We start from the raw sequence: 21493 nt of genomic DNA, 5'->3' as shown, positions 1-21493 counted from the left end.
CGGGGTTGGTAGCCTCGCCGCTGTGGTTCAGAACAGCGTGCCGGAGGGAGCATTCGAGTACGGCATTCTCGGCCCGCTCGAGGTTCGCTTCGCCGGCGCGCCGGCCGCGGTCGGCGGGCCCCGGCATCGTGCGCTGCTGGCGGCGTTGCTGATCCAGCCGAACGTGGTCGTGTCGCTCGGCCAATTGGTCGAGACGCTCTGGGAGGACCCGCCGGCCGGTGCCACGGAGCTGCTGTACGGCCGGATCGCCGAGGTGCGCCGGGCGATGCGGGCGGCCGCCGGCCGGCGAGTGCCGGATCTGGAGACGCACACCGGTGGCTATCTGCTGCGGGTGACGGACGGTGCGCTGGATGCACAGCGTTTCGAGCGGCTGGTCGAGGCCGGGCTTGAAGCGGCCGGGACCGGCGAGCACCGCCGGGCGGGCGAGCTTCAGCGCGCAGCTCTGACGCTGTGGCGCGGACCGGCCCTGGCCGACGTGGCCGACCAGCCCGCTGCCGAGGCCGCGATCGCCCGGCTGGAGGAGCTGCGGATGCGCGCGGTGGAGGCGCGCATCGACGCCGACCTGGCCGACGGCCGGCACCACGAGCTGATCGCGGAGTTGGCCGCGCTGGTCGCCGACCATCCGCTCAACGAACGGTTGTGGGGCCAGCTGATGCTCGCGCGCCACCGATCCGGTCGGCTCGGCGAGGCCCTCGCCACCTTCGACGCCGCGCGTCGCGAACTGGTGGAACGGCTCGGCACCGAACCCGGGCCGCACCTGCGACGGCTGCACCAGCAGTTGCTGCGGCCGGACCTGGAGCTGACTCCCGATGCCGCGGTGCCGGTCGCGGTCCTGCCCCGCCCGCTGACCACCTTCATCGGCCGCGCCAGCGAAGTCGCGATGGTCCGGCGCCTGCTCACGACGCAGCGGTTGGTCACCGTGACGGGCGTGGGCGGGGCCGGCAAGAGCCGGCTCGCCCTGGAAGCCGGCGCCGGCCGCGCCGCATGGCTTGTCGAACTCGCCGCGCTGAGCCAGCCGGACCTGCTGCCCGACGTCGTAGGTGACGCACTGGGCGTACCTCCGCACGGCACCCGCCCGCGGCTGGACGCCATCGTGGCGCACCTTCGCGACGTGGACGGCCTGCTGATCCTGGACAACTGCGAGCACCTGCTCGACGCCGCCGCCGGGCTGGCCGAGCGGATCCTGGCGGCGTGCCCCGGACTGCGCATCCTGGCCACCAGCCGGGAACGGCTCGGGGTCACCGGCGAGGCACTGCTGCCGCTGCCCGGCCTCGCCGTGCCCGATGCCGGTGCCGCCACTGCCGCGCTGGCCGGCCGGTCGCCCGCGGTGCGGCTGTTCGTGGAGCGGGCGACCGCCACCGACCCCGGCTTCGCACTGACCGACCGGACCGCCACCGCGGTGGTCACCATCTGCCGGGAACTCGACGGGCTGCCCCTGGCGATCGAGTTGGCCGCCGCTCGCGCCAACGCCTTCACCGTCGACGAACTCGCGGCCCGGCTCGGCGGCCGCTTCGATCTGCTCACCCGGGGCAGCCGGACGGCCGAGCCCCGGCACCGCACGCTGCACGCCGTCGTGGACTGGAGTTATCAGCTCCTGAACGACGACGAACGCCGCCTGTTCGCCTGGTTGAGCGTCTTCGCCGGCCGATTCGAGCTGGCCTGGGCCGAGGCACTCGCCGCCGACCTCCACCCACCGGCCACGACCGCGAGCATCGTCGCCGCATTGGTCGACAAGTCGCTGCTGAGCCAGGAATCCGGCCGGTACCGGATGTTGGAGACGCTGCGGGCCTACGGGATCGAACGTCTGGACGAGCAGCACGAGCTGCAACGCGTCCGCGATCGGCACGCCGTGCTGGTGGTGGCGATCGCCGACGATCCGCATTACCAGTTCGGGGGCGACAGCACGGCGGCGCAGCTGGTCGGCGCCACGATCGAGCAGTTCCGCACGGTGATGGAATGGTCCGTCGACCGGGGTGACGCGGAGGCCGCGCTGCGGGCTGCCGCGGCCCTCACCCTGCACCGGCAAAAGCCCGAGCAGCACCTGGCGGGCCGCCCCGGGTTGCAACTGCCGAGGAACGGCGGTGCGGACGTGTGGCCCGCCGTACGCGCCCGGGCGCTGAGCGGGTTGACCCTGCTGGCAGCGCATCAGGGCGATCTCGACGCGGCCACGGCAGCGGGCGAGGAGGCCGCCGCGCTGTTCCGGGAAGCGGGCGACATGGAGCGCTACGGGATCGTGTTGCGCCGGCTGGCCTTCGCGGAGATCTTCTGCGGCAGCCTGAAGCGAGGCGACGCCCTGCTGATCCGCGCCGATCAGGCCGCCACGAGCCCCAAGCCGGGGGTACGGGCAGCGATGCTCGCCGAACGTGCGCTGATGGCTCTCCTCCGCGCCGACTGGGAGCAAGCCGCCCGGCTGAGCGACGCGGTACACGAGATCCTGCGGGACGCCGGGGACGCCGACCTGCTCACGTACACGACGCTGATCCGGGCCGAGGCGGCACGCAACCTCTCCGGTCTCGCCGAGGGCGCGGAATGGCTGCGTGCCGCGCTGCGCCGTATCGACGGGGCGGGATGGCTGTGGAACACCGCCCTGGCGCTGCAGGTGGCGTCGCGGTTCTTCGACGAACTCGGCCTGGCGCCGCAGGAGGTGGTCGTGCTGTCCGCCGTCGACGAACTACTGCAGCGGCCCGGTGGCGCGTTGCTCCGCTGGGCCGAACGGCACAACCGGAAACGGCTCGCATGGCTGCGCGGGTCCATCGGCCCCGAGCGGTTCGACGCGCTCTGGCAGGAAGGACGAACCCGCTCGGCCACGGACCTGGTCGACGAGGTTCACCGGGTGCTGTCGCCGCCGGACCTGCAGACGACCTACAGGCGCGTACAGCCCATCTGAGGGTCGCCGCCGGAAGCTGTCTCTCCCCTCATCCGACGGAGGCAGCACGTGAGACAGGTCCGCGTCGCCCTGCACACACCGGACTCGTTCATCCGCGCCGGACTGACCCGCTTTCTCCAGCCCCAGCCTCGGGTGGAGCTGGTGCCGGATGCGGCCGCCGCGGACGTCCTCACCGTCGCGGTCCACCGGCTGACCGTGGCAGGCATAGCCGACCTGCGAGCGTGGATCCAGGAATCGCGTACACCGGTCGTCCTGGTGATCGGGGAGATGCCCGAGAAGGACCTGAGGATCGCGCTCCAGTTCAAGGTCGCGTCGATTCTCCCGCTGTCCGCGGTCACCGCCAAGAACCTCATGCAGGCCATCGACGTCGCCGTGGCGGGTGGCGCGATGATGCCACCGGACGTGATCGGAATGGTGCTCAGGCAACTGACGGACTTGCAGAACGACGTGCTCAATCGTTACGGGCTGACCCCGAGCCGGCTGACCACGCGCGAGATAGACGTGCTGCGACTGGTCGCGGACGGAATGGATACCGAGGACATCGCGGCCACGCTGAACCTCTCGCCCCGTACGGTGAAGAACTTGATCGCGACCGCCCGGGATCGGTTAAACCTGCGCACCCGCACACAGGCCGTCGCCTACGCCGTCCGCACCGGCGTGATCTGAGCGCCCGGCCGACGATGCCACGACGGTCGGACTACGTGCACGTCAGGTCCGTGGCGGGGAGTTCGCCCGCCGTGAGGTAGGACTCCAGGGCACCGATCGCGCAGGCGCTCGGCCTCGGGTGGATCAGCACGCCGTGGCCGCCCGCGTCGACCGTGATCAGCGCGGCGTCGGAGCCCATGGCCCGCTTCATGCCCTTGGCGGCGCGCAGCGGCGTGGACGGGTCGCGCTCGTTCTGCAGGATCAGCACGTTGCGCTTGCCGATCGGCCGCACCGCGGGCTCGGGGGCGGGGTGCCGCACGGCCCAGGCCGCACAGGGTGAGATGTTGGCGGGGGCGCCGGCCGGTCGGTGGCGGTGGCACGCCCCGCGGCGGTGTTGCCGGCGGCCCGCCACAGTTGCGCCATCGGCGGCACCGGTGCTTCCCTCGTGACGGTCCGGCTGGCGGGTGGTGTGGTGCGACGTTCGCGGTGGTCAGGTGCGGGAGCAGGTCACCGGAGTCGGCGGCACACTGCCGGGCCACCCGCTTGGCGAACGAGACGTTGCGACCGATCGCGCCGGTGCCGGCCGGGAAGGGCAGAATCGTCAGTTCCAGGTCACGGGTCAGCTCGCCGGCGCCGCGGCCGCAGCTCATCGGTGTGCTGTAGCCGATACCGCGCGGGTCGAAGGCCATCAGGTCGTAGCTGTCACGTACCGACTTGGGCAGCAGGCCGCCGAAAGCGGTCGGAACGTCGAGGCTCGCGCTGGGGCCACCGCCGTTGGTCAGCAGTACGCCCTTGCGCTTCCCCGGATCGGCAGCCGGAATAACTCGGAAGAGGACTGGTGCGCGGCGTCAGCCCAAGGCGAAACCGTGGTAATCGTTCGCGGCCACCTCGTCGCACGTCTTGCGGTACAGCCCGACCCCGCCCGCGTAAGGCAGGAACACACGTGGCTTGCCGGGCACATTGGCGCCCAGGTAGTAGGAGTCGGCGGTGGGGTAGAGCGTCATCCGGCTGACCTCGTCGACGTGCTGCGTCCAGGCGTCCTCGGCCTCGACCGTGGCCTCGATGGTCGACGCGCCGCGCTCGCGCAGCGCCACCAGAGCGTCGGCGACCCACTCCACATGTTGTTCGATCGAAACAGCCATGTTGGACAGCACGGACGGGCTGCCCGGGCCGGTGATCGTGAACAGGTTCGGGAAGCCTGCGACGGCGATACCGAGGTACGTCCGGGGGCCGTCGGCCCACTTCTCGCCCAATGCCATGCCACCCCGGCCGCGGATGTCGATGCGGGACAGCGCACCGGTCATCGCATCGAAGCCGGTGGCGAACACGATCGTGTCGAGCGCGTACTCCTGCTCCGATGTACGAATCCCGGACGGCGTGATCTCGGCGATCGGCGTCGTACGCACGTCGACGAGACTGACGTGCGGCAGGTTGTAGGTCTCGTAGTAGTCGGTGCCCACGCACGGACGCTTGGTGCCGAACGGGTGATCGACGGGCTGGAGCGCCGCGGCCACCGCCGGGTCGTCGACGATGTCGGCGATCCGGTCCCGCACGTATTGGGCCACCGTGTCGTTGGCTTCCTTATTCGTGATCATGTCGGTGTAGCCGACGAGCAGACCGGCCGGGTGGTTGTCGGGGCTGTGCCAGTTCCGAGCGAAGTATGCGGTCCGTTCTTCGTCGCTGACGTCCAGTGCCGACCTCGTCGCCGGCGGAAACGCGGTTCCGAAGGCGGACTCGCGGTTGGCTTGGCGGAACCTCACGTAGTCAGCCTTCACCGACCGCTGGTGTTCCGGGTCGATCGGGTGGTTGTTGGCCGGGACGACGAAGTTCGGGGTGCGCTGGAAAACGGTCAGCGCGGCGGCCTGCTGCGCGATCAGCGGTATCACGTGCACCCCGGACGACCCGGTGCCGACCACGCCGACGCGCTTTCCGGCGAAGTCCACGGGCTCCTCGGGCCAGTGCCCCGTGTGGTACCAGCGGCCGGTATAGCTTTCCAGGCCGGGCACCTCGGGAAGCTTCGCCGCCGACAGGCAGCCGGTGGCCATGATGACGTACTGCGCGGTCACCTCATCGCCACGGTTGGTGCGTACCAGCCAGCGTTGCGCGGGTTCGGCGTAGACAGCCTCGGTCACCCGCGTCGTCAACCGAATGTCGCGGCGCAGGTCGAGGCGGTCGGCGACATGGTCGAGGTACCGCCGCAGCTCTTCCTGCGGCGGATACTTCTCGGTCCACTCCCAGTCCTGATCCAGGTCCGGGTCGAACGGAAGGTTGTACTCCATGCTCTTCACGTCGACCCTGGCACCGGGGTAGCGGTTCCAGTACCACGTGCCGCCGACGCCGTCGCCGGTCTCGAACACCTGGACGGTCAGGCCCATGCCGCGCAGCTTGTGCAAGGCATACATGCCGGACATCCCAGCGCCAACGACAACGACGTCAACTGTCCTTTTCATCTTTCGCGCATCTTCCGGGGCTGTTAGCGGATCGTCTTCACGGGTTGCCTCCGTGGTGGGGAGGACAGCGTCCAGCGGTGACCCTCACACGGGCTGTATGCGCGTGTAGGTGGTGTGCAGGTCCGGCGGCGAGCACCGGACGCGAGCCGATCAGGCGCGGGAGGCGAGGAGGTGCTCCGCGGACCTGACGAAGTCCGCGACGAGGATGCTGGTGTCCGCGGCGCGGGTGACGACGACGACCCGGCACGGCTCGGCCTCGGCGATGGGTACGGCGACCAGTTCGGGGCGCAGGGTGAAACGCCGGTCGCCGGCCGGGACGACCGCGACGGCGTTGCCCTCGGCGATGGCTTCGAGTTTGTCCCCGTACCTGTCGGCGATGGCCGTGCCCACCGGGGCGGGTCTGCTGCCGGGGCGGGGTTCGAGCCGCCAGAAGCCGGTCCACGAGGCGCCCATGCCGGTGCAGCCGACCAGCGGTTCCGCCCACACGTCGGCCACGGTGACGGACTCCACGCCGGCGAAACGGTGGGCCGCGTTCACCAGCAGGACCCGGGGCTCGGCGTACAGCATCGTCAGCTTCAGGCCATCGGCCGGGATCGGCAGCGGCGTGCGGGTCACCAGCGCGTCGACCTGCCGGTCGAGCAGGGCACCGGCGTCCTGGAAGTCGAGATGACGGGTACGGATGTGCGCGTCGGGATGGCGGTGGCGCAGGTCGCGGACGGCGGGGGTGACGACCAGATCCTCGGCGTACCCGATCGTGATCGTGCGGGCCGGCGCCGCGGCGCGGGCGGCGAGGACCGTCTGCCGGGCGCCGTGCAGCAGTTGCTGCGCATGGGGGAGGAAGGCGGCGCCGGCGGCGGTGAGCCGGCTGCCCTGGGTGGTGCGTTCCAGCAGGCGTGTCCCGAGGGTGTTCTCCAGCCGCTGGATCTGGCGGCTCAACGAGGGCTGAGCCACCCGCAGTTCGTCGGCGGCGCGGGCGAAGTTCAGGTGTTCGGCGACGACCGTGAAGTACCGGACCAGCCGCAGATCGAGATCGGGAACCACGTTCGAAGCCTACGCGTCATGCACGCACGGCATGACGACCTGCAGAACGGGTCTTGGACGGCCGCCCAGGGCCGCTGCTGTGATTCCGCCATGACCATTGTTTTCGTCAACGGGGTCCCGGTGACCTCGGCCGTGTGGACGCCTCTGATCAACGAGCTGTCCCGGACCCAGACGCAGGATCTGGTCCGGCTGTCGCCGCCGGGCTTCGGCTCGCCGTTGGGCCCGAGGTTCGGGGCTACGTTCGCGGACTATTGCGACTGGCTGATCGCAGAGCTGTCACGATTCGAGACGCCCGTGCACCTTGTCGGCCACAGCCTGGCCGGAGGATACGTGCTCGAGGTCGCGATGACCCGCCCCGACCTGCTGCGCAGCTGGGTCAGCGAGACCGTTGCCGGGTACGAGCCCGACTACACCTGGCACGACGTGGCGAAGCTCTGGCAGACGCCGGGTACGGGCGAGCGTCATGTCGAGGAACTCTTCTCCGGCGACGTCGCGCAGCGGGCGGCACGCATGGTCGACTGGGGCATCCCCGAGCCGACTGCCGGCGAGGTGGCACTGGGCCAGGGTCCGGACATGGGCCGGGCCATCCTGGCGCTGTATCGATCACTGTCCCAGACGGTGCTGGCCGAGCGCGGCCGCGATCTGCCGAAAGCCGCGGCCCGACCGGGCCTGGTCCCGGTCGCCACCGAGGATCTGACCGTCGGCAGCGTCGCCACGCGCCACCGCGCCGCCCGGCGCGCCGGTGCGCGCGCCGTCGATCTCGACGGGATCGGCCACTGGTGGATGCTGCAGGACCCGGCACGGGCGGCGCGGATGCTGTCGGACTTCTGGCGCAGCGTGTAGAGCGAGCCAGGACGGTGTCACGCGGTCGACCAGAGTTCGGTCAGCAGGCGTTGACCGCCCCAGGTTGCTCGCGCTGCGGCTCGTGGGCGGCGCCGGGTATGCGTACGAGCCGAGCGTCGATGCGATCGGCAACTGTTGCGCAGATGGTCTGCATCAGGGTTGCCATGCCGGGCAGGTAGCCGGGCGGAACGGTTTCCCAACCGCCGACGATCACCAGCTTCGGGAAGCGCGCGGTGCGCAGTGGCTCGGTCGCCAGCTCGGCAAGCCAACACGGCCGCTCGTGCAGCGCCGTGTGGGCGGCGCGTCGCAGTCACCCGGCCGGCTCGGGGTGCGGCCGGTCGCCGAAGGCCAGGTCGACGTACTCCTCCGGGGTGCCCCGTCGGGCCCCGGCCATGAACCGGCGGCCGTCGTCGATGGCCCGGGCGACGCCGGGATCGGCGGCGGCCACGGTGTGTGCGCACGGCTCGATGAGCGCCAGGGAGCGGACCAGATCGGGGTGAGCGGCGGCGGCGAGCATGGCCACGGTGCCGCCGTAGGAGTGGCCCACCAGGTGAGCCCCGCCGGCGAGGAGGTCACCGATGTCCTCGGCGTCGATCGCGTAGTCACTGGTCACGTCGCGTTGATGCGTGGCCGCATCTGCGGACCCTATCGGACGCCGGCCACCCCGGTGTCCCTGCCCGTACGCCCGTTCAGCGATGCGGGGACTCGACCAGCGACACGTCCTGGATCTGCAGGCGGAAGTCCTGGTCGTGTCCACCGACCTGGAACGTGAGCTCCGAGTGGGCGCTGCTCTTCCGGGCCACGAACTGGTAGAGGTGCAGGCAACCATGCTGGGTGACGGGCACCTCCTGGTCGTGGGACCACTCGTACAGCGGTGGCTGATTGTCCTGCACACGCACCCGTACCGTGGTGGGGTGGTCGGCGGAGGCGCTGAACGCGAGGGCGTAGGTCGAGCCCTGCACCAGCGCGACGTCGCTCTTGACGATGATCACGTCGCCCGGACGGGACTTGCCCGCGACGACGTCGGCGCGGAAGCGGCGGCCGTCGGTGTGCAGTGTGGCGAAATCGGGATCGTTGACCCACCACGAGCCGGTCTGTTGCCCCTCGGGAGGGAGCCGAAGGACGTCCTGGCCGGTGGGAAGTGTTGTTCCCTGGGCCAGGCAGACGTCCGGTGCCTCGGTGCTGGGCTCGGCGGGCGCCGTCACACTGGCAGCCGCCGACCGGTCGGCCGGCCAGCTCCGGCTGACCCCGATGCCGACGCCGAGACCGGCCAGGAAGGCGACGACCACGAGCAGCCGGGTCAGTGGACGGCGCGGTCGCGGCGCGTCCACGGGCGCGGGCTCCTCCTGCTGTTCGCGGGTAGCGAGTGAGTGCCATCGTTCGCGCCATCGTTCGACCTCGGCGGTGGTGGCCGGACCGTCCACACCGTGGAAGCTCAGGCACGCCGTCACGTACGACTCGACGAACTCCAGGCGGGGCAGTCGGGGCAACCGTTTCCCGCCGAGGATCTCGGAGGTGGTGCTCGGCGAGAGCGGGTCCATCCGGTGGCCGTTCGGCGCGTCCGCGATCCGTTCCCCGGCGATGCGGTGGAGGTTCCGGAACGACGGATCACCGACCTGCGCGCGCAGCCTGCGGAGCTCGGCGACGAAGTCTTCGGGGGTCCGGAGTGGCGAGTGGACGGTGAAGTCGAACCTCAGCTTTCGGATCACGGCTTGCACGGTAATCGATGCCGCCATGCCACCTCGGTGTTCGGAACCGTTCCGAACAGTACGGACATGATCCGGACGGTAGCCGGACGGCGGCCGACTTGGTCAACTCCCCACATCAGGAGTGCACGACCGAACTGAACGGGGTGCCATGTCCGCCAGATCCACGATGCGCAGGCGAGCCCTGGGTCTGCTCGCCACGATGTCGTTGACCGTCAGCGGTGCCGTACCGCTGGAACTGGCCGATGAGCTGGAGCCGGGACCGTCCCTCGGCGCGGCGCTGGCCTCGGTGCGGGCGTACCTGGACCCGCCACGGCCGGCGGTGGACAACAGCCTGCGGGGCCTGCCGCAGCAGCGTGACGGCGGGTCGCCGGGTACCGGACCGGCACCGGCAGACGCGACCCGGGCGAAGGGTGGCGCGGGCCGGGCCCCGGGCAAGGGCATCGGGGCGCTGCCACCGGACGTACCGGAGAAGCGCACCGTCAAGAAGTCGAGGACGCCGCGCGCCGTGGACGCGAGCACCTTCGCCGCGAACGTCCCGCCGCAGATCGACGCCCAAGCTCCGGCGAGCGGCGCCAGCGTGCCGACCCTGACGCCGGAATTGCTGGCCGCCGCCACCGATCCGGATGGTGGCCCGTCGGCTGTTCGCTACTCGTTCACCGTGTACGACGCCGCATCGACGGTCGTCGCCCAGTCCGGGTCGATCGCCGCGCGAAGCTGGACCGTGCCGGCCGGTGTGCTGCGCTGGGGCAAGACCTACGTCTGGACGGTGTCCGCCAGTGACGGCTCGGCCACCAGCACCTCCCAGGAGCTCAACAGCCTGGTACCGCGCTTCCCGCAGCCGCTGATCACCACGGGCCTCTCACAGAATGGCGGGCGCGGCTTCGACCCCAACACCCGCAACTTCACCACCACGGTCACCGACCGCACCGTGCCGACGGTCGGTCCCTCGCTCGCGCTGGAGCGTTTCTACAACACCCTGGACGTACGGCGGGACACCGCGTTCGGCGCCGGGTGGTCGAGCATCCTGGACGCGAAGGCCACCGAGTCCCGCGACCGGGCGGGTTCGGTGCAGGGCGTCGTGGTGACGTACCCGAACGGGCAGGAGGTGGGCTTCGGCCGCAACCCGGACGGACGCTTCGTGCCGCCGACCGGGCGGTTCGCCACGTTCACCGCGATCAGCGGCGGCTACCGGCTGGTCGACAAGGACGGCACCGCGTACGCTTTCACCCAGGCAGCCGGCGCCGGGCAGTACCGGGTCACCGCCATCACCGACGCGCAGAACCGGGCGCTGACCTTCCAGTACACCGCAGGCCGCGCCGAGTCGGTGACCGCCGCGTCCGGCCGCCGGCTGTGGATCGACTGGGCGCAGACCGGCTCCGGCCGCTGGCACGTGCTGTACGTCAGCACCGAGCGGCTGGACCCGGACGACCCGGAGTCCAGCTTCACCCACGAGTACCACTACGGCCCGGACGACGAGCTGAGCCGGGTCTGCCCGCCGGGCAACGACGGCAGGTGCACGGTCTACCAGCACACCTCAGCCTCGCAGTATCCGTCCATCGTGGCCAACGCGGGCCCGCAGTCGTACTGGCGGTTGACCGAGTCCGCGGGCGTCACGGCGGCCAGCGCGGTCCCGACGAATCAGGGCGTCGACAACGCGGGGTACACCGACGTCGCGCTCGGCCAGCCGGGCCCGCTGGTCGGCGCGACGGCCACCGCGGCCGGCTTCAACGGCACCTCCTCGCGCGTCGAGCTGCCGGCGAAACTCGACGCCGCCACGGGTGTGCAGTCGGTCGCCCTGTGGTTCAAGGCGGAGCCGGGCGATCGCGGGGTCCTGTTCGGCTATTCCGCCGACCCGATCACCAACGCCACCACCGGCAAGCACTTCACTCCGGCGCTCTACATCGGCGGCAGCGGCCGGCTGCACGGCGGCCTCTGGACCGGCACCACCACCACGATGGCCACCGCCGGCGCCGTCAACGACGGCAAGTGGCACCACGTCGCGCTGGTCGCCGGCGGCGGGAAGCAGTGGCTCTACCTCGACGGCGCCGAGGTGGGCACCAAGACCGCGGCGGTGAGCATCGCCGGGCTGACCGGCAGCAGCCGGCGCTACCTCGGTGCCGGCTTCAACGGCGCCGGCTGGCCGGACCAGCCGTCGGCGACCGCCGCACCGAGCTTCTTCAAGGGACGGATCGCCGAGGCCGCCCGGTTCGACCGGCCGCTGACCGCCGACGAGATCGCCACCATGCACCGGGCGGGCACCACGGACTCGCACCCGGTGATCACCATCCTGCGCCCGTCCGGCAACGCCACCACGCGGATCAGCTACGACCGGGTCGACGGCACGGTGGACCGGATGACCGACACCGACGGCGGCGTGTGGCAGCTGGGCAAGCCCACCGTCTCGGGCTCCAGCAAGATGTACCAGGCCAGCGTGCTCGATGCCCGGCCGGCCGACTACTGGCGGTTCGCCGAGTCGGGCACCTGGCGGCCGGTCAACCAGGTGATCGGCGACGACGCCTGGTACAGCGACGTCGGCCTGGGCAACAGCGGCGGGCCGTTCGACGACAAGGTCGCCCACTTCGACGGCGAGGCCTCGTACGTCGGACTCGGTGACGGCAACGTGCCGCAGTCCGGACCGGTCTCGGTCAGCCTCTGGTTCAAGATGGACGCCGGTACGAACACCGGCGGGGTGCTCTACTCGTTCCAGTCGCACGAGATCTGGAACGACCCGGACGAGGACACCGACAACTGGGTGCCCGCCCTCTACGTCGGGCGCGACGGCAAGCTGCGCGGCCAGTTCTGCTACTGCGGCGGCGCCACCCCGGTCACCACCGGCGGCACGGTCAACGACGGCCAGTGGCACCACGTCGCGCTCGCCGCGGGCACCGGCAGCACCACGCTCTACCTCGACGGCGAACCGTCCGGCACGGTGCACCGGACCGTCGAGCAGAGCGAGGCCGGAAACGCGTACGTCGGTGCCGGCACCACGCTGGGCTGGCCCTCGGCGGCCACGGACAGCAGCAACGGCTTCTTCCCGGGCCATCTCGCCGAATTCGCCTACTACCGCTCGGAGCTGTCCGCGGACCAGGCCGCCGGACAGTTCGCCGCCCGCGGCAGGTCCACCGGACCACCGGTCAAAACGGTGATCACCACCGACCCCAACGGCAAGTGGCTCACCGACACCTACGAGCTGCCGGAGGACCGCCGGATCTCCACCACCGACGCGCTCGGCAGGACCACGAGGTACGGGTACGACACCGGCGGCTTCCTGCGCACCGTCACCGACCCCAACGGCCACGTGACCACCGAGGAACACGACGTCCGGGGCAACGTCGTCTCCACCAGTTCCTGCCAGAACCGGGCCGCCAACCGGTGCTCCACCGTCTACTACACGTACTACCCGGACTCCACGTCGACGGTGCTCACCCCGGACCCCCGCAACGACGTCATGCTGACCCTGCGCGACGGACGGTCCTCGTCGGCCACCGACAACCGGTACCTGACCACGATGACGTACGACGCGAAGGGCAACCAGACGTCGGTCACCGACCCGCTCGGCCGGGTCACCCGCACCACGTACTCCGACGGCACCGGCGCGGCCGTCGGCGGCGGCCTGGTGCCGGCCGGCCTGCCCACCGCGGTCACCACCCCGGGCGGCGCCCGCCGCGGCGTGGCCTACTACCGCACCGGTGACGTGGCCTCCGTCACCGAACCCACCGGCAAGGTGACGTCCTACGTCTACGACCTGGCCGGACGGGTGACCGACCAGACCGAGACCACCTCGAGCTTTCCGGACGGGCTTTCCACCCACTACGGCTACGACGCGCTGAGCCGGATGGTGTGGAAGGTCGAGCCACCGGTCACCAACAAGGTCACCGGCGTGGTGCACACCGCGTCCACCGCGATGGACTACGACGCCGACGGGTTCCTGATCGAGCAGACCGCGATCGACAAGACCGGCGGCGACGCGTCCCGCACGGTCCTCTACACCTACAACGAACACGGCCAGCCGTCGACCGTGACCGACACCTCCGGCAACGAGACCCACTACACGTACGACGTCCGCGGCAACGTCCGCACCGAGACCGCACCGGACGGCGGGGTGACCCGCAGCGGCTACGACCTCAACGGGCACCTGACCAGCACCACCGAGGTCGGCTGGACCGGCGACCCGAACAAGCCGTCCCCGGCGCGGGACCTGGTGCTCGAAACCAGAACGTACGACCCGGCGGGACGGCTGGCCTCCGAGATCGACGCGATGAACTGGGTGACGTCGTACACGTACACCGACAACGGGCTGACGGCCACGGTCACCCGGCGCGATCCGGCCACCGGCGCGTCGTTCGTCGCGGAGGACAACGCGTACGACGCCGCCGGCAACCTGGTCTCGCAGAAGACCAACAACGGCGTCACGCTCACCACCTACACTCTCGACGCCGCCGGGCGCACCACCGCGTCGGCCCTGGACCCGTCCGGCGTCAACCGGATCACCCAGTACGACTACAGCGACGACGACGCGCTGCTGGCCACCAACCGGCGGGTCGGCACGGGCGCGGTCGAGGAGCGGCTGACGTACGCCTACGACGCCGCCGGCAACCAGATCTCCGAGGCGCTGTGGCTTTCCGGCGCCGATCGCGCCGCCCGCTGGCGGCTCGACGGGCTGACCGACGGCCGGGCCGCCGACGATGTGGGCAACGGTGCGCTGACCCCGGCCCCCGGCGTCACCTTCTCCACCGAGCGCGACGGCGCCGCCATCCTCAACGGCACCGACGGACGGCTCACCAGCGCGGCCACCCCGGTCGACAGCAGCCGCAGCTTCACCGTCGCGGCCTGGGTGAAACTGGGCGCCACCGGCCGGACCGGCCAGGCGGTCAGCGCCGACGGAAACAAGCAGAGCCCGTTCCAGCTGCGCTACGACACCACCGTCAACCGGTGGCAGTTCATCACCAGTCAATCCGACAGCGCCACGCCCGGCGCCATCGCCTCCACCTCCACCTCCACGCCGTCCACCGGCACCTGGACCCACCTTGCCGGCGTCTACGACGCGGGCACGCAGACGATGCGGCTCTACGTCAACGGCACCCTGGAGGACACCGACACCGGCGCCCGCCCGTTCGTCTCCTCCGGCGGCACGACGGTGGGAGCCGGCCGGTGGAACGGCACCGTCACCGACTTCTGGCAGGGTCAGGTCGACGACGTCCAGCTCTACCAGAAGGCGCTGACCGGCAACGAGGTCGGCGCCGTACGCAACGGCGGCGGCCCCGGTGGTGACGCCCGGGTCGTGCGCACCTCCTACCGGGTCGACGAGGGCGGCTTCGTCCGCGCCGCCACCAGACCCAACGGCGACACCACCGACTACACGTACGACCAGGGAGACCGCCTCGCCGTGGTGGCCGAGCCGCCCGCCGCGAGCGAGACCGGTGGCGGCACGCCGGTCCGCAGCCGGGCCACCAGTACCACCGGATACAACACCTTCGGCAACGCCGTCGACGAACGCGACGCGGCCGGGCGCCGGACGACGCACACCTACGATGCCGCCGACCGGCCGACCGAGACCCGGTGGGAGAGCTACCTGGCGCCGGGCGTCAGCACCCCGGTCGTCCCCCGACTGACCCGCACCTACGACAAACTGGGCCAGTTGCTCAGCCTCACCGACGGACTGCAGCGGACCAGCAGCTTCGCCTACGACCAGCTCGGCCGGCTGGTCAAGCAGACCGAACCGGGCGGCGCGGTCACCCGGCACACGTACGATCTGATCGGCGATCGGCTCTCCACCACCGCGCCGAGCGGCGCGGTCAGCACCGCCACCTACGACTACCTGGGCCGCACGGTCACCAGCACCGACGTGGTCCGGCAGGACAACACCAACTACACCACCAGTTACGGGTACGCCCCGGGCGGCTGGCGCGGCTCGGTACGCTCCCCGGCCGGGGTGACCGAATCGGTGACCTACAACGCGGTCGGGCAGGTGGTGTCCGGCACCGACGGCGCGAACAGCGTGACCCGGCTCTACTACGACGCGCTGGGCCGCCAGGACGTCACGATCCTGCCCAACGGCACCGAGCTGGGCACGGCCTTCGACAAGGCGAGCCGACCGGTCGAGACCTGGGAACTCGCGCCCGGCGGCGACTTCCTGGCCGGCACGTTCGCCGAGTACGACCTGGCCGGCAACACCACCGCGACCGTCGACGAGCGGGGCACCCGCACGACGTACGCCTACGACGCGGCCGGGCAGCTCACCTCCCAGCGCCGGCCGGTGTCGGCGAGCCAGGCGATCCAGACCAGTTTCGGGTACGACGCGGTCGGCAACACCACCCGGTTCACCAACGGGCGCGGCAACTCGTTCGTCACCACGTACAACAGCATGAACCTGCCGGAGTCGCTGATCGAACCGGCGACCACCCGGTACCCCGGCGCCGCCGACCGCACCTTCACGCGCGTCTACGACGCCGCCGGCCGGGTCGTCGCCGACCGCTCGCCGGGCAACGTCAACACCGCCTACGAGTACGACGCCGCCGGCAACCTCACCCGCCACAGTGGCACCGGCGCGGAGGCCGCCACCACCGACCGGGTCTTCGACTACGACGCCGACGGCCGGCTGACGTCCGCCTCCGCCCCCGGCGGCACCAACACGTTCGGGTACGACGACCGCGACCTGCTCCGCACCACCGCCGGACCGTCCGGTGCCGCCACCCTCACCTACAACCCGGACGGCAGACCGGCATCGCGCACCGATGCGGCCGGCGCCACCTCCTACACCTACGACTCCGCGGGCCGGCTCGGCACGCTGGCGAGCACCGGTGCGGGACTGTCCGCGTCGTTCGGCTACAACGCGCTGTCACAGCCCACCGCCATCCGCTACGCCGGCGGCAACACCCGCACCTTCGAGTACGACGCATTCCGCCGCCTGTCCCGCGACCAACTGCACACCCCCGCGGGTGCCGAGGTCGCCGCCATCGACTATCAGTACGACGTCGCCGGGAACCTCACCGACAAGACGACCACCGGTTTCGGCGGCACGACCGAGAACAGCTACACCTACGACCTCGCCGGCCAGCTCACCTCCTGGGACAACGGCGTCAGCAAGGTGGCGTACGAGTACGACGCCGCCGGCAACCGCACCAGGATCGGCAACCGCACCCTCACCTACGACGCCCGCAACCAGCTCATGTCGTCCAGCGACGGCACCCAGTACGCCTACACCGCCCGGGGCACCCTGGCCGAGACCGGCAAGACCGGGACCACCACGCTCACCCGCGCCGACGCGTTCGGCCAGATCATCAGCCAACAGGCGCCCAACGGCCAGACCCAGACGTACGCCTACGACGCGCTCGGCCGGGTCATGCGCACCGGTTTCGCCTACTCCGGGCTCGGCAACACCCTCGCCTCCGACGGCGCCTCCAGCTACGTCCGGGACCCGTTCGACGACCTGTTCGGCACGGTCACCGGTGGGACCGCGCGTTACTCCTGGACCGACCGGCACACCGACCAGGTCGGCCAGTTCACCGCCACCGGCGCCACCCTGACCGGTGCCACGACGTACGACCCCCTCGGCAAGGTCCTGGCGAGCAACGGCATGAGCGGCTCGTTGGGCTACCAGCAGGAATGGACGGACACCAGCACCGGCCGGGTCAACATGCTGGCCCGCTGGTACAACCCGGACACCGGCCAGTTCGACAGCCGCGACTCGGTCACGACCAGTCCGACACCCGACCCCGTCTCGGCGAACCGATTCGCCTACGCGAACAACTCGCCTCTGCTCTCCATCGACCCCACCGGCCACGACGCCGACGAACCGGACCGGCTCATCACCGTCAACCCCGGTGGGGTCACCCGGCAGGCGGTCCGCCCCGGGAAGGTCGGCGGCGGCATCCAGGGGGCGGCCGGCAAGCAGACCGGCGGCCCGAAGAAGCTCACTCCGCCCAAGAAGGTCACTCCGCCCAAGAAGGTGGCTCCCGCCAAGAAGGCGACCGCCAAGAAGCCCGCCGCCACCGGCAAGAAGTCCGAGGGGAAAGCGGCCGCGGAGACCAAGGCCACCCAGAAGAAGGTGGTCGAGAAGGCCAAGCAGGACGGCAGCATGTCGTTCCTCGACAGGGCACGCCAGTTGGTCACCGACCCGGCCTCGTCGATCCGCGACGCCGCAAAATGGATCGAGGACAACTCCGATCTGATCCTCGAGGTGGCCGCGGTAGCCGCGATGATCACCGCCGGTGTCGCCTGTGCCGTCATCACCGCGGGAACCGCCGCCGCGCTGTGCGTGGTCGGCACGGCGGCGCTCATCAACCTCACCAAGGACGCCCTTCAGGGCGACATCAAGAACAACGGCGACATCTTCCAGTCCCTGGGCGAAGGCGCGGTCACCGGCCTGATGGACAGATTCGGCGGCCGGTTCATCGGCCGGTTCGCCGGGCCGCTGGTATCCCGAGTCAGCTCCACGACGGTCGGCCGGGTCGTGACGAGCCGCGGCGGTGAGGCGTTCACCTCGAGCCTGGTAGACGTCACCTCCCAGCTCGTCACCACCGGCAAGGTCGACCTGAGCGACGTGGCGGTCGCCGCGCTGACCGACGCCGTCCTGCCCGGCTCGCGGGGCAGGCGCGCCATCCCGTCCAGGCGCGGCGCGACCCCGACGACGACCTCGGGCGGCCCGAGCGACCCCGGCGGCGCCCTGCCCGCCGGCCAGGACCTGTCACCGGGGACGGGCCCGCTCAGCCGCAGTTCATCACCGCTGACCGCACGGGACACCACGAGCCCCAGCGTCTCCTGCCGAACCGGCAACAGCTTCGCCCCCGGCACGCCGGTCCTGATGGCCGACGGCTCCACCAAACCGATCAGGGACGTCAAGGTCGGCGACCGGGTCCGCAGCACCGACCCGGCGAGCGGGCTGACCGGTTCCCGCGAGGTCACCGCCGTGCACGTCAACCACGATCGAAAGCTGACCGACCTCACCGTACGCACCAGGGACGGCGGGAAGGCCGTCGTCCACACCACCCGGCACCACGAGATCTGGAACTCCACGACCGCGACGTGGGACGGCGCCGGCGAGCTCCGGGCCGACACCGAGCTGCACGCCCTCGACGGCCGCACGACGGTGCTGGCGAAGCGCAACTTCAACGGCGCACGCGACATGCACGACCTCACGGTCGAGCAGATCCACACGTACTATGTGCTCGCCGGCGAAACGCCGGTACTCGTACATAACTGTGGGCTGGATAATGCGGGTGCTGATGATCTCTACAAGCTCGCGACTAACGGCGGTTCGCCGAGCAGGTTGTCCCCCGCTGGACGCGGTATCCAGAAGCATTCCGCTCCGAATCGACCCCAGGCGCAACGAGACAAGTACGACTATGGCGCGAATAACAACAGTGACCGTAACGAAGTCGGTGACACTTTGATCCAAGAAATCTTGACCGACCCGAATGCTTCCCGGACCGTCAATCACGGGGCTCCGGCACACTATGGCGGATCCCAGCTTGACATCAGAATGGGTAATGGTATCGGGGCGAGATGGAGCATGCGTGGCGGTGGAATGACTTTCGAAGGGTTCCTGTGATGGGTTCAATCGAAGTCAGCGGTGGTTACCGCGAGGAGGACTTTCAAGCCGACGGTTCCCTCCGTGATGTGTGCGTGCTCGGAGTCGATCTGCCTGCGTGGGAGCGTTTGGTTCGGGTTGTCACGAGCGCGCCTTGGGATCGTCAATTCGACGTGAATGGAGAACCGTACCGCCTAGAGGACTTCTCGGTGCGCGGCTTCTTCGCCGCGAAGGAGGAGGGGGTGGATGTTTCGGCTCGGCTCGGTATCCGCGTAGGGGAACTATGGTTTGACTGCTTCTTCTTCGACATACGGGAGATCGAATTTAGCTTTGATCCATCCGAACTCGCTAATGGTCAACACTTTGGATCGCTTGAGCAATTCCTGATTTGGCTTGACGAGACTTGTGATCGGCGGGTCGTGGTGACCATGGAAACCACCCACCACAATGACATTCCGCCATTGCTCGAAACGGTTAAGAAGGGTATTTGATACCGCCAGTTGCCGTCACGGAGGGAGCGTCATCGATAGATCTCGATGTTCCGTGCTGGGTGGTGGGGTCTGTTCGGTGGCGTGCCGCGTAGCGGTGCGGCGTCGATCGCCGGAAGCGCGTCGAACACTGCGCAACTCAGCGATCGTCACGGCCCGGCTCGGTAGATCGCCTGCTTCTGATCTGCGCTCCGGACTGCTGGGCGTGCGCGCGGGGCATCGACTGAGGTGAGGGTGAGGGACACCCAGCCAACCATGCAGCCGGATCGTCTCGGCGCTTTTAGACGTTACGGGCACGCTGTGCTGAAGATGGGCGTCTGCGGCTGCTGGCGTCTGTTGACGTTGCCGTCAGCCGGGCCACGGGTCGGATAGATTCGTCTCGCTCACGCTCGATCGGACCATCGGGGGCGGTGAGTAGATGGCGCGGCGTTGGTGGGGGTGCGCGTACGCGGCCCGGCTTCGGCCGGGCCGTTCTGATCAAGTGAGGCAGTTTGGACCAGACCTACGTCGCAAGTCACCTTCCATAGGCTGTTCTGGGCCTACGGTCGTCTCGGCTGGTCCGGGTGGCGCGGTGGCGGGTGGGGCGCCGTCAGAGGTGCCGATCCTGTGGTGTCGGCGTCTGCGGGGCCGTGGTGGTCTCCGAATCACGGGCCGCCCGTAGGGCGGTCGCAGGGCGATGCGTAGCGCCCTCGAGGCCGGAGGGTCGGCCTGTCGTCGCTCGCGGCCTTGGCCGGTCATATGTCGAGGGCGCGATCGAATCTCCGAGATTGTTCCGGTGAACTCCGAGGGCTACGCGGCGGCCCGCTCCCAGCTGGACACCGGCTGAGCTTCCCCCTGATCGAGCAACCCGGCGCCGCTGTGCGTAGCGGCGCCGGTGATGGGGGCAATGGAGGCAATCTGTCCGCTCACGCGAACGCGTGGTGATGGGCGTCGACCCAGTCGTCTCCGCTCGCGCGGCTCACACCAGCAGCGCCGGTGAGGAAGGCGTGCGCGCACCCGTCCGCCGGCCGTGCGACGATGCCGTGCCCTGCCGGCGGTGGACGTCGCCGGGTCAGTACACGTCCGCCTGGAACGTCTGGTGATGGTCAGGGCAGATGAACAGTCGCAGTTCGCCGAACCGTCCCACATTCGTGCCCACCCGGTCGTCGCTGGCGACGGTGAAGACCAGCGGCATCGCGGTGCCGCAGACGGTACAGGGCACGAGGTAGCTGTGCGGGTAGGTCGCCTGCCAGGTAGGCCAGCCGCCGACCTTCCAGCCGGCGAGGCAGGTGATGACATCGCCGCCGGGGTGGATCTGCTTGGACGCTTCCGCCAGCCGCGGCTGCAACTCCTTGGGCAGTTCGTCGAAGAACGGAAAGTCCACGAGCGGTTCGGCGGTGATCGTGCACGGGGTGAGCGTGTAGCAGTCGTCGCTGTCGTACCGGTCCGGCTGGGGCGGGGTGGTCAGCACGTCGCGGACGTCCGCCGCGCGGCGCCAGCGGAGCTCGATGACCGGGCTGCCGCCGGCCTGCCCCCGGGGTGGATCCCAATGGTTGGTCGGACACCAGAGGATCTGCAGGAGGTCGAAGCCGGCCGGCCACCAGGGACCGGGCACGTCCCGGGCGAAGATCTGCGCGACCGGCACCATCGCGTTCGGCGGGAACCCGGACTCGTCCTCCTCGTCCGGCACGAGGCAGGTCGGCCACGTATCCTCGATCGGCCACAGCAGCGGGCCGCCGATGGAACTGTCCTGAACTCCCGGCGCGCCCGGCACCGGGTACAGCATGGCCGCCTGCTTGCCGTACGGGGCGAGTTCCGGCATGACGTTGAGAATCTCGCTGACCGGAGGACGATTCTCGGATGACACGGAGGGCTCCTCGGACGATGACATGATCGCCAGACCCTACGCGACCTGCCACATC

General features: G+C 70.2%; 12 protein-coding genes. 5 read left to right on the top strand and 7 right to left on the bottom strand.

Annotation, left to right across the window (positions count from 1 at the left end; all coding sequences use genetic code 11):
* Window positions 1-22 precede the first annotated feature (22 nt).
* Window positions 23-2887, top strand: a complete 2865-nt coding sequence (locus tag LDL48_RS37055; RefSeq protein ID WP_225259832.1) for an ATP-binding protein — start codon at window positions 23-25, stop codon at window positions 2885-2887.
* Window positions 2888-2935: 48 nt separating this feature from the next.
* Entirely contained in the window at window positions 2936-3553 is a 618-nt protein-coding gene (locus LDL48_RS44825) for a response regulator transcription factor (protein WP_225259831.1), read from the top strand.
* Window positions 3554-3584: 31 nt separating this feature from the next.
* Here LDL48_RS44825 and LDL48_RS37045 read toward each other — a convergent pair whose 3' ends face one another.
* The 3 genes from LDL48_RS37045 to LDL48_RS37035 form a co-directional block, all read right to left on the bottom strand.
* The gene (locus LDL48_RS37045; protein WP_225259830.1) at window positions 3585-3944 is read right to left on the bottom strand and encodes an alpha/beta hydrolase; all 360 of its coding nucleotides are present in this window, start codon (window positions 3942-3944) and stop codon (window positions 3585-3587) included.
* Window positions 3945-4380: 436 nt separating this feature from the next.
* A complete protein-coding gene (locus tag LDL48_RS37040; protein ID WP_225259829.1) occupies window positions 4381-5982 on the bottom strand; it encodes a flavin-containing monooxygenase in 1602 nt (533 codons plus the stop codon).
* 150 nt (window positions 5983-6132) lie between these two features.
* Window positions 6133-7023 (bottom strand): LysR family transcriptional regulator, encoded by an 891-nt coding sequence (locus LDL48_RS37035; RefSeq protein WP_225259828.1) that lies wholly within the window; start codon window positions 7021-7023, stop codon window positions 6133-6135.
* Between LDL48_RS37035 and LDL48_RS37030 the strand changes: the two genes are divergently transcribed.
* Complete coding sequence (locus tag LDL48_RS37030; protein ID WP_225259827.1) at window positions 6967-7866, top strand: alpha/beta fold hydrolase; 900 nt, start codon at window positions 6967-6969, stop codon at window positions 7864-7866. The two genes, LDL48_RS37035 and LDL48_RS37030, sit on opposite strands and share 57 nt — an antisense overlap.
* Before the next feature lie 40 nt (window positions 7867-7906).
* Here LDL48_RS37030 and LDL48_RS37025 read toward each other — a convergent pair whose 3' ends face one another.
* The 3 genes from LDL48_RS37025 to LDL48_RS37015 all read right to left on the bottom strand — a co-directional run bounded on the left by LDL48_RS37025 (window position 7907) and on the right by LDL48_RS37015 (window position 9575).
* Window positions 7907-8080: a hypothetical protein gene (locus tag LDL48_RS37025; protein ID WP_225259826.1), complete on the bottom strand. Its 174-nt coding sequence runs from the start codon at window positions 8078-8080 to the stop codon at window positions 7907-7909.
* 96 nt (window positions 8081-8176) lie between these two features.
* The gene (locus tag LDL48_RS37020) at window positions 8177-8479 is read right to left on the bottom strand and encodes an alpha/beta fold hydrolase (protein WP_372472278.1); all 303 of its coding nucleotides are present in this window, start codon (window positions 8477-8479) and stop codon (window positions 8177-8179) included.
* Between the two features lie 76 nt (window positions 8480-8555).
* Window positions 8556-9575, bottom strand: a complete 1020-nt coding sequence (locus LDL48_RS37015; RefSeq protein ID WP_225259824.1) for a carbohydrate binding domain-containing protein — start codon at window positions 9573-9575, stop codon at window positions 8556-8558.
* 148 nt (window positions 9576-9723) lie between these two features.
* On the opposite strand from LDL48_RS37015, the gene LDL48_RS37010 reads away from it, so the two are divergent.
* Window positions 9724-19125 (top strand): LamG-like jellyroll fold domain-containing protein, encoded by a 9402-nt coding sequence (locus tag LDL48_RS37010; RefSeq protein ID WP_225259823.1) that lies wholly within the window; start codon window positions 9724-9726, stop codon window positions 19123-19125.
* Window positions 19125-19595: a hypothetical protein gene (locus LDL48_RS37005; protein ID WP_225259822.1), complete on the top strand. Its 471-nt coding sequence runs from the start codon at window positions 19125-19127 to the stop codon at window positions 19593-19595. Before LDL48_RS37010 ends, LDL48_RS37005 begins: the two co-directional genes overlap by 1 nt.
* Before the next feature lie 1048 nt (window positions 19596-20643).
* Here the strand turns inward: LDL48_RS37005 and LDL48_RS37000 are convergent.
* Window positions 20644-21438, bottom strand: coding sequence for a hypothetical protein (locus LDL48_RS37000; RefSeq protein ID WP_225259821.1), 795 nt, complete (start codon window positions 21436-21438; stop codon window positions 20644-20646).
* Window positions 21439-21493: the final 55 nt, after the last annotated feature.

Source organism: Jidongwangia harbinensis, assembly GCF_020216025.1.
GTDB lineage: Bacteria > Actinomycetota > Actinomycetes > Mycobacteriales > Micromonosporaceae > Actinoplanes > Actinoplanes harbinensis.
This window is presented reverse-complemented; position numbering and strand designations above follow the sequence as displayed.